The sequence below is a fragment of the Streptomyces sp. MH60 genome, assembly GCF_002939385.1.
GTDB lineage: Bacteria > Actinomycetota > Actinomycetes > Streptomycetales > Streptomycetaceae > Streptomyces.
Map to the genome: position 1 here is coordinate 45,277 of NZ_MULI01000048.1, position 8,310 is coordinate 53,586.

General features: G+C 72.0%; 7 protein-coding genes and 1 pseudogene. All 8 read right to left on the reverse strand.

Annotated features, from left to right (window positions below):
* Positions 1–99 precede the first annotated feature (99 nt).
* The gene (locus BZZ08_RS25575) at positions 100–1,647 is read right to left on the reverse strand and encodes an NADH-quinone oxidoreductase subunit N (protein ID WP_104634600.1); all 1,548 of its coding nucleotides are present in this window, start codon (positions 1,645–1,647) and stop codon (positions 100–102) included.
* The gene (locus BZZ08_RS25580) at positions 1,644–3,248 is read right to left on the reverse strand and encodes an NADH-quinone oxidoreductase subunit M (RefSeq protein ID WP_104634601.1); all 1,605 of its coding nucleotides are present in this window, start codon (positions 3,246–3,248) and stop codon (positions 1,644–1,646) included. The genes BZZ08_RS25575 and BZZ08_RS25580 overlap by 4 nt, the downstream gene beginning before the upstream one ends.
* 6 nt (positions 3,249–3,254) lie before the next feature.
* The gene (locus BZZ08_RS25585; protein ID WP_104634602.1) at positions 3,255–5,249 is read right to left on the reverse strand and encodes an NADH-quinone oxidoreductase subunit 5 family protein; all 1,995 of its coding nucleotides are present in this window, start codon (positions 5,247–5,249) and stop codon (positions 3,255–3,257) included.
* Positions 5,246–5,638 carry an NADH-quinone oxidoreductase subunit NuoK gene (gene nuoK / locus BZZ08_RS25590; RefSeq protein ID WP_104634603.1) on the reverse strand — a complete coding sequence of 131 codons (393 nt, stop codon included), beginning with the start codon at positions 5,636–5,638 and terminating at the stop codon, positions 5,246–5,248. The genes BZZ08_RS25585 and nuoK overlap by 4 nt, the downstream gene beginning before the upstream one ends.
* The gene (locus tag BZZ08_RS25595) at positions 5,638–6,324 is read right to left on the reverse strand and encodes an NADH-quinone oxidoreductase subunit J family protein (protein WP_104634604.1); all 687 of its coding nucleotides are present in this window, start codon (positions 6,322–6,324) and stop codon (positions 5,638–5,640) included. Before BZZ08_RS25595 ends, nuoK begins: the two co-directional genes overlap by 1 nt.
* Positions 6,321–6,917: a NuoI/complex I 23 kDa subunit family protein gene (locus tag BZZ08_RS25600; RefSeq protein ID WP_104634605.1), complete on the reverse strand. Its 597-nt coding sequence runs from the start codon at positions 6,915–6,917 to the stop codon at positions 6,321–6,323. The genes BZZ08_RS25595 and BZZ08_RS25600 overlap by 4 nt, the downstream gene beginning before the upstream one ends.
* Positions 6,917–7,885: a complex I subunit 1/NuoH family protein gene (locus tag BZZ08_RS25605; protein ID WP_104634606.1), complete on the reverse strand. Its 969-nt coding sequence runs from the start codon at positions 7,883–7,885 to the stop codon at positions 6,917–6,919. Before BZZ08_RS25605 ends, BZZ08_RS25600 begins: the two co-directional genes overlap by 1 nt.
* Positions 7,882–8,310, reverse strand: a pseudogene (locus tag BZZ08_RS39640) (NADH-quinone oxidoreductase subunit C); the annotation flags it as partial. The pseudogene BZZ08_RS39640 and the gene BZZ08_RS25605, both read right to left, overlap by 4 nt.

Consider the following 8,310-nt stretch of genomic DNA (forward strand, 5'->3'; position numbering starts at 1 on the left):
CCCCCGCGCGGCACGTGTGGTCCGTACGGGTGACGGCCGCGGCGGGCTCCACGCGCGCGTGGAGCCCGGTGCCGCACGCGCGTGTCGGGGCGGGTGCGCTCAGAAGAGGCCGGTGTCGGCGAAGCGCAGGATCAGCTGGGGTGCTCCGGAGAGGGCGACGGCGAGGACGGCGGTCGCGGCGATCGTGGCCGTGAGGGGGCCGGGGGCACGGTGGCCGGCGGGCGCCTCCTCGGGCGCCCGGAACAGCAGAGCCGTCCATTGGAGGTAGTAGAAGAGCGCGATCACGACGTTGACGGCCATGACGACGGCCAGCCAGCCGAGTCCGGCGTCGACGGCCGCGGAGAACACCGTGACCTTGGCGAAGAGACCGATGACGCCGGGCGGCAGTCCGGCGAGGCAGAGCAGGAAGAACGCCAGGGTCAGGGCGGTGAGGGGGTTGGACGCGTACAGGCCGCGGTAGTCCGCGACGCGGTTCAGGGCCCTCGCGCGGCCCACCAGCGCGGCCACCGCGAAGGCACCGAGGTTCACCGCGGCGTACATGAGGGCGTAGGCGACGGTGGAGCCGATGGAGCGCTCGGCGTCGTCGGAGTACGCGGCGGCGGCGATCGGCACCAGGAGGTAGCCGGCCTGGCCGACGGACGACCAGGCGAGCAGGCGTACCGCGCTGTACGCGCGCGTGGCCTGCTGCCGGAGGGCGCCGACGTTGCCGACGGTCATGGTGAGCGCGGCCAGTGCCGCGAGGGCGGGGCCCCAGACGTCCGCGTAGGAGGGCAGGGCGACGACCGTGACCAGGATGAGGCCGGAGAAGCCGACCGCCTTGCCGATCACGGACAGGTAGGCCGCGATCGGCAGCGGGGCCCCCACGTAGGTGTCGGGCACCCAGAAGTGGAAGGGGACGGCGGCCGTCTTGAAGGCGAAGCCGACGAGGGTGAGGACGACACCGGTCTGGGCGAGGGTCGTGAACTGCCCGTCGACGTGCTGGATGCGGTCGGCCACCTGGGTGAGGTAGAGGGTGCCGGTGGTGGCGTACACGAAGCTGATGCCCATGAGGCTGACAGCGGTGGCGGTGACCGAGGACAGGAAGAACTTCAGGGCCGCTTCGGAGGACCTGCGGTCGCCCTGCCGGAGGCCGACGAGGGCGAAGGCGGGCAGGGAGGCGACCTCCAGGGCGACGACGAGGGTCGCGAGGTCGCGGGAGGCGGGCAGGAGGGCGGCGCCGGCCGCGGAGGAGAGCAGCAGGAACCAGAACTCGCCCTCGGGCAGTCCCCGGTCGGCGTCCTTCACCGCGGTGACGGACAGGAGGGCGGTCAGCAGGGCCCCGCCGAGGACCAGGAACTGGATGGCGAGGGTGAAGGTGTCTGCGGTGTAGCTGCACACGCCGGGCTCGCCGGCCAGGCAGAACGTCGAGCGGTCGTCGTTCACCAGGGGCAGCAGCATGAGGGCGGAGGCGGCGAGTCCGGCGACCGAGAGCCAGCCGAGCAGGGACTTGCGGGCGTCCTTGACGAACAGGTCGGTGACGAGGACGACGAGACCCACGACCGCCGTGATGGTGGGCGGCGCGATGGCGAGCCAGTCGACGGACTGGACGAGGTTCTGGGCCAGTGGCTGCGACAGGGGCTCGGCGAGGAGCTGGGCCGGGGAGCTCATCGGATGCCTCCTGAGAGGAGCTGCTGCACGGCCGGGTCGGTCAGCCCGAGGAGGGTCCTGGGCCACAGTCCGGCGACGACGGTGAGGGCGACGAGCGGCGTCCAGGCGGCGAACTCGTAGGTGCGCACGTCGGCGAGCTTCGGCTGCGGGGTGTCCTGCGGCACGGCGCCCATGCAGACGCGGCGGACCACGATCAGCATGTACGCGGCGGTCAGCAGGGTCCCGAAGGCGGCGATGGCCATGAAGGTGAGGAAGGCGGGGCGGCTGAGGTCGTCGTGCGGGTCGAAGGCGCCGAACAGGGCGAGCATCTCGCCCCAGAATCCGGCCAGGCCCGGCAGACCGAGCGAGGCGACCGCCGCGAACGCGAGCAGTCCGCCGAGACGCGGTGCCTTGCCGTACAGGGCGTGACCGGACTCTTCGGCGAGGGCGTCGAGGTCGGTGGTCCCGGTGCGGTCCTTGAGCGCGCCGACCACGAAGAAGAGCAGGCCGGTGATGAGGCCGTGGGCGATGTTGGCGAACAGGGCGCCGTTGACGCCCGTCGGGGTCATGGTGGCGACGCCGAGCAGGACGAAGCCCATGTGGCCGACGGAGGAGTAGGCGATGAGGCGCTTGAGGTCGCCCTTGGCGCCCCTTCTGGCGAGGGCCAGGCAGGCCAGGGAGCCGTAGATGATGCCGACGACGGCGAAGGCGGCGAGGTAGGGCGCGAAGGTGCGGAAGCCCTCCGGCGCGACCGGGAGCAGAATCCGGACGAACCCGTACGTACCCATCTTCAGCAGGACACCGGCCAGCAGGACCGAGCCGACGGTCGGCGCGGCGGTGTGGGCGTCGGGCAGCCAGCTGTGCAGCGGCCACATCGGGGTTTTGACCGCGAGCCCGATCCCGATCGCCAGAACGGCGATGACCTGCACGGATGTGGTCAGCGACCGGCCGTTGTCAGTGGCGAGTGCCACCATGTCGAATGTGCCCGCCGTGAGTCCGATCAGGAGCAGGCCGAGCAGCATGACGACGGAGCCGAGGAGGGTGAAGAGGATGAATTTCCAGGCGGCCCCGGCCCGTCCCTCGCCGCCCCAGCGGGCGATGAGGAAGTACATCGGGATGAGGACCGTCTCGAAGGCGAGGAAGAACAGGATCAGGTCGAGGACGGCGAAGGTCGCGAGGGTGCCGGACTCCAGGACGAGCAGCAGCGCGACGAATGCCTTCGGGCTCGGGCCGGAGGCCCGCGCCGTCAGCCGCTCGTGTCGCGGCCTGAAGTACGAGTAGAGCGCGCAGAGGAAAGTCAGCAGCGCGGTCAGGACCAGCAGGGGGAGGGAGATGCCGTCGATGCCGAGGTGGATGCGTACGTCGAGTGCGGGGATCCAGCTGATGTCCGTGCTGGCCTGCATCTTCGACGGATGGTCGTGGTCGAAGCCGAGCACGAGGACGACCGCCGCGAGGAGGACGGCGCCGGTGACGGTGACGCCGTGCCGGAGTACGGCCTGCTCGGGTGACTTCCCCTTCAGTCCGGGCGGGGCCGGCAGAAGAGCGGCGGCGGCACCGAGGAGCGGGCCGACGACGATGAACGCGAGAAGGACCTGCATCACGGACTCGTTGATATCGATCACGCCTGCTCACGCTCCCGTGGCGACGAGGACGGCGGCGACCGCGAGGACGACGGTGCCGGCGAGCAGCGCGCTCACATAGGTCTGCACATTGCCGGTCTGGGCACGCCGTACGGCGGCCCCGAGCAAGCGGGGCAGCACGCCCGCCGCACGTACGTAGGTGTCGACCACCTCGCGGTCCAGGAAGCGGACGAGGCTCGCGCCCGCTTGGACCGGGCGGACGAAGAGGGTCGTGTACACCGCGTCCAGGTGGAAGCCGGCGGCCGCGTGCCGGTGCACCGGGCCGAGCAGGAGTCGCCCCGGGTCTGACGGGTCGGGCGCGGAGGCGAGGTCTCCGTAGGCGGGCCGGTGGGCGGCGATGGCCTCGGCCTCCACCAGGGCGGCGTCGCCCTCGGGGTGGGCGGCGACGGCGCCCAGCGGGGTGCGGGTTGCGAGCGACGAGGTGTGCCGCCAGGCGGCGTAGGTGACGATGCCGCCCACCAGTGCCACTCCCGTGCCCAGCACGGAGGTGGTGAGGGTCGGGGTGAGGTCGAGGCCGTCGAACCAGTCGGGCAGCAGTCGGAAGGCCAGTCCGCCCAGGGCGAGTGAGGGGATGGCGAGCACCCAGAGCACGGCGTTCATGACCACCGGCTGCCTGCCGTGGTCGGGGGCCTCGGCGCCTCGGCCGCGGAAGGCCAGCAGCCACAGGCGGGTCGCGTAGGCGGCGGTGAGCAGGGCCGTGATCAGCCCGGCGAGGAGCACGGTCCAGCCCGCGGCGCCGGGCGCGTGCTCGGTGTGACCGGTGACGACGTGCTCCGCGGCGCCGAGGACGGACTCCTTGGAGAAGAAACCGCTGAAGGGTGGGATCGCGGCGAGCGCGAGCAGGGCCACGGTCATCGTCCAGTAGGCGTCCGGGACGCGTTCGCGCAGGCCCCGCATGCGGGACATGGCGGCCAGCGAATTGGTGCCGGCGGCGTGGATGATCACGCCGGCGGCGAGGAACAGGAGCGCCTTGAAGGCGCCGTGTGTGAGGAGGTGGAAGACGGCGGCACCGCGGTCGCCGGTGGCGAGGGCGCCGGTCATGTAGCCGAGCTGTCCGATCGTCGAGTAGGCCAGGACGCGTTTGATGTCGTCCTGAGCGAGGGCGGCGAGCGCGGAGCCGACCATCGTGACGGCGGCCATGACGGCGAGGACGACCATCGCGGCCCGTGAGGCCTCGAACAGCGGAAGGAGCCGGGCGACGAAGTACACACCGGCGGCGACCATCGTCGCGGCGTGGATCAGCGCGGAGACGGGCGTCGGGCCCGCCATCGCGTCGGGGAGCCAGGTGTGCAGGGGGAACTGCGCCGACTTGCCCGCCACGCCGGCCAGGAGCAGCAGGGCGATCAGCGTCGGGTGGTCGAGCGAGCCGTGCGCGACCGCGCCGAGGATCTCGGTGATGCGGAAGGAGCCGGCCTCCGTCGCCAGCGCGAGCAGACCGATCAGGAAGGGGACGTCGCCGAGCTTGGTCACCAGGAAGGCCTTGAGGGAGGCGGCGCGCGCCTCGGGGGTCTCCCAGTAGTGGCCGACCAGGAAGTACGAGCAGATGCCCATGACCTCCCAGCCGACCAGCAGCACCATCAGGTCGCCGGAGTACACGACGAGGAACATCGCGGAGGTGAACAGGGAGACGAGAGCGGCGTACGAGGCGTAGCGCGGGTCGTCGCGCAGATAGCCCGTCGAGTAGATCTGCACGCAGGTGGCGACGGTGCCGACCAGGATGGCGACGAGGGCGGCGAAGCCGTCGATGTGCAGGGCGAGTTCGACGGGGACCGAACCGGTGGGTGTCAGCTCCGTGACGGCGTCGACGGCCCGGCCGCCGTCCTGACGGGCCGCTACGAGTACGGCGAGGACGAGGGCCGCCAGCGTCGGCAGGACGGCGAGGGGGCGGACGAACCCGGGCGCCGACCGGCCCAGCAGGAGACCGGCGGCCGCCCCGAGGAAGGGAAGGAGGGGGACGAGTACGGCGAGGGTGGTCGTGGTCACGCGGTGGCCTCAGCCTTCTCGGCGGCCGTCCCGGTCGCGGGGGTGTCGGTGCCGGGGCCGTCGGGCTCGTGGCCCTCGGCGGTGTCGCGGAGCTTGTCGATGTCCGAGGTGCCGCGGTTGCGGTGGACGGCGAGGACGATCGCCAGGCCGATGCCGATCTCGGCGGCCGCGATGGCGATGGTGAACAGGGTCAGGGCCTGGCCGGAGTGCAGGGTCTCCTCGGCGGCCCTGCTGAGCCAGACGTCGAACGCGACCAGGTTGAGGTTGACGGCGTTCAGCATCAGCTCGACCGACATCAGGACCAGGATCGCGTTGCGGCGCGCGAGGACGCCGTAGAGGCCGGTGCAGAACAGGAGGGCGGAGAGGACCGCGGGATAGGCGAGGTGCATCAGCGGACACCACCCGTCTGGGAGGTGCCGGACTGGGAAGTGCCGGGCTGGGAAGTGCCGGCCTGGGGGTTTCCCGGCTGGGACGCCTCGCCCGCGCGGGCCGCCTTGGCCTTGCGGGACAGGACGATGGCGCCGACCAGGGCGGCGAGGAGGAGGACCGAGAGGGCCTCGAAGGGGAGGACCCAGTTCTGGAACAGGCTCGCTCCGGTGACGGCGGTGGAGCCTGCGGCCGGACCGTCCAGGTCGATCCAGGTGGTGCGGAAGGCGTCGACGACGACCCACACCAGGGCCGCCGCCGAGGCGACGGCCACGGTGAGCGCGGCCCAGCGGTTGCCGGAGTCGGCGTCCGGGGACCGGCCGATGGGCGCCCTGGTGAGCATCAGCCCGAACAGGATGAGGACGACGACGGCACCGACGTAGATGAGGACCTGGACCCAGGCGATGAACTCGGCGGTGAGCAGCAGGTATTCGACGGCGAGGCCGCCCAGGGCCACCACGAGCCACAGGGCGGCGAGGACGAGCTGGCGGGTGGTGACGGTGATGACGGCGGCTCCGAGGGTGACCAGGCCGACGAGGAGGAAGGCGATCTCCACGCCGGTCGGCGACAGGAAGCCGTGGGATCCGGCGGCGGTGGTCGTGGGGTGCGCGGACGCGGCGAGGTGGCCGACGGTCGCTGCGAGGGTCATGACCGGTCCTCCTCTCCGGGCTGGTCCGTCTGTCCGGATTGGTCGGTCTGCCCGGGCTGGTCCGTCCGTGGCTGCGCGGCCAGCTTGTCGGCGGCCTTGCGGGCGGCGGCGAGTTCCTTGGGCTCCTCCGCGCCGGCGTCGAGGGCGGGCGGGGCCGGCACGGTCCACATCCACTCGCGGAGCTTGTCCCGCTCGTGGGTGAGCTCGCGGATGTCGGTCTCGGCGTACTCGAACTCCGGGGACCAGAACAGGGCGTCGAAAGGACAGACCTCGATGCAGATACCGCAGTACATGCACAGGGAGAAGTCGATGGCGAACCGGTCGAGGACGTTGCGGCTGCGGTCACGCCCGCCGGGGGTGGCCGCCGGGACCGTCTCCTTGTGGGAGTCGATGTAGATGCACCAGTCGGGGCACTCGCGGGCGCACAGCATGCAGACCGTGCAGTTCTCCTCGAACAGGCCGATCACACCGCGGGTACGGGGCGGCAGTTCGGGCTGGGCGTCCGGGTACTGCTCGGTGACGGTCTTCCTCGTCATCGTGCGCAGGGTGACGGCCAGGCCCTTGGCCAGGCCGCTGCCGGGGACGGGGGCCATTACGCGATCACCACCTTGACGATGCCGGTGAGGGCGATCTGGGCGAGGGAGAGGGGGACGAGGAGCGTCCAGGACAGTCTCTGGAGCTGGTCCTCGCGCAGCCGCGGGTAGGTGACGCGCAGCCAGATCACGACGAAGGCGAGGACGGCCGCCTTGAGCAGGGTCCACACCCAGCCGAGGCCGTCGTCGCCCCAGGGGCCGTGCCAGCCGCCCAGGAAGAGGACGGTGGTCAGACCGCACAGGACGACGATCCCGGCGTACTCGGCGAGGAGGAACAGGGCGAAGCGCAGGCCGGTGTACTCGGTGTAGGCGCCGAAGATGATCTCCGAGTCGGCGACCGGCATGTCGAACGGGGGCCGCTGCAGTTCGGCCAGCCCGGCGACGAAGAAGACGATCGCGCCGACGATCTGCCAGGGCAGCCACCACCACTCGAAGGCGTCGAGGATGCCGACGAGGGAGACGGTGCCGGCCGCCATGGCCACGGAGGCCGCGGTCAGCAGCATCGGGAGTTCGTACGCGAGGAGCTGGGCGGCGGTACGCAGGCCGCCGAGGAGGGAGAACTTGTTCGCGGAGGACCAGCCGGCCATGAGCGAGCCGAGGACGCCCACGCCCATGACGGCGAGGACGAAGAAGACGCCGGCGTCGACGGCCTGACCGACCGCGCCCTCTCCGGGCCCGACCGGGATGGCCAGGAGGACCAGGAGGTACGGCAGCAGGGCCACGGCCGGGGCGAGCTGGAAGATGCGGCGGTCCGCGTCGGCGGGGACCACGTCCTCCTTCTGCGCGAACTTCACGCCGTCCGCGACGAGCTGGGCCCAGCCGTGGAAGCCACCCGCGTACATGGGGCCCAGGCGGCCCTGCATGTGGGCCATCACCTTGTGCTCGGTCTGGCCGACGATCAGGGGGAACGCGAGGAAGACGACGAAGACGACCAGCAGGCGCAGGGTGACGTCGAGCGCGTCGTTCACTGCGGGCCTCCTGGGGAGTTCGGCGGGTCGGGCGGGGTGTCGGTGTCACCCGGGGCCTCAGGCTCCTGGGGAGACTCCGGCTCGCGGGAGGCTTCTGACCCGTCGTCGGGAGCGGCCGGTGACTCTTCGGCAGCCCCCGGCTCCCCGGCGGCGGCAGGCTCGTCGAACGCCGGGCGGGCGTGGTGCCACGGGGCGTCCGGGCTGCGCGGTGTCGTGGGCGTCGGCTTCGCGGCCGGTTCCTCGGTGGGCGAGGCGGGAGTGCCGGTGGCGTCGCCGTCCCGGGTGCCGCCGCCGGGACCCGCGTCGTCCGGCTGCCCGGCGTCAGAGGCGTCCCGCCGGCTCGCCGAGCCCTGCGACGCGCTCCGGCCACGCCGGGGGCCCGCGGTACCGGCGACGTCCTGCTGCCCGGCGGCCGTGTCGGCGGC

Bases quoted from the DNA above. Each gene is read 5' to 3' on its own strand.
- BZZ08_RS25575 (WP_104634600.1), bottom strand. From the start codon at position 1,647: ATGAGCTCCCCGGCCCAGCTCCTCGCCGAGCCCCTGTCGCAGCCACTG.
- nuoK (WP_104634603.1), bottom strand. From the start codon at position 5,638: ATGCACCTCGCCTATCCCGCGGTCCTCTCCGCCCTCCTGTTCTGCACC.
- BZZ08_RS25595 (WP_104634604.1), bottom strand. From the start codon at position 6,324: ATGACCCTCGCAGCGACCGTCGGCCACCTCGCCGCGTCCGCGCACCCC.
- BZZ08_RS25600 (WP_104634605.1), bottom strand. From the start codon at position 6,917: ATGGCCCCCGTCCCCGGCAGCGGCCTGGCCAAGGGCCTGGCCGTCACC.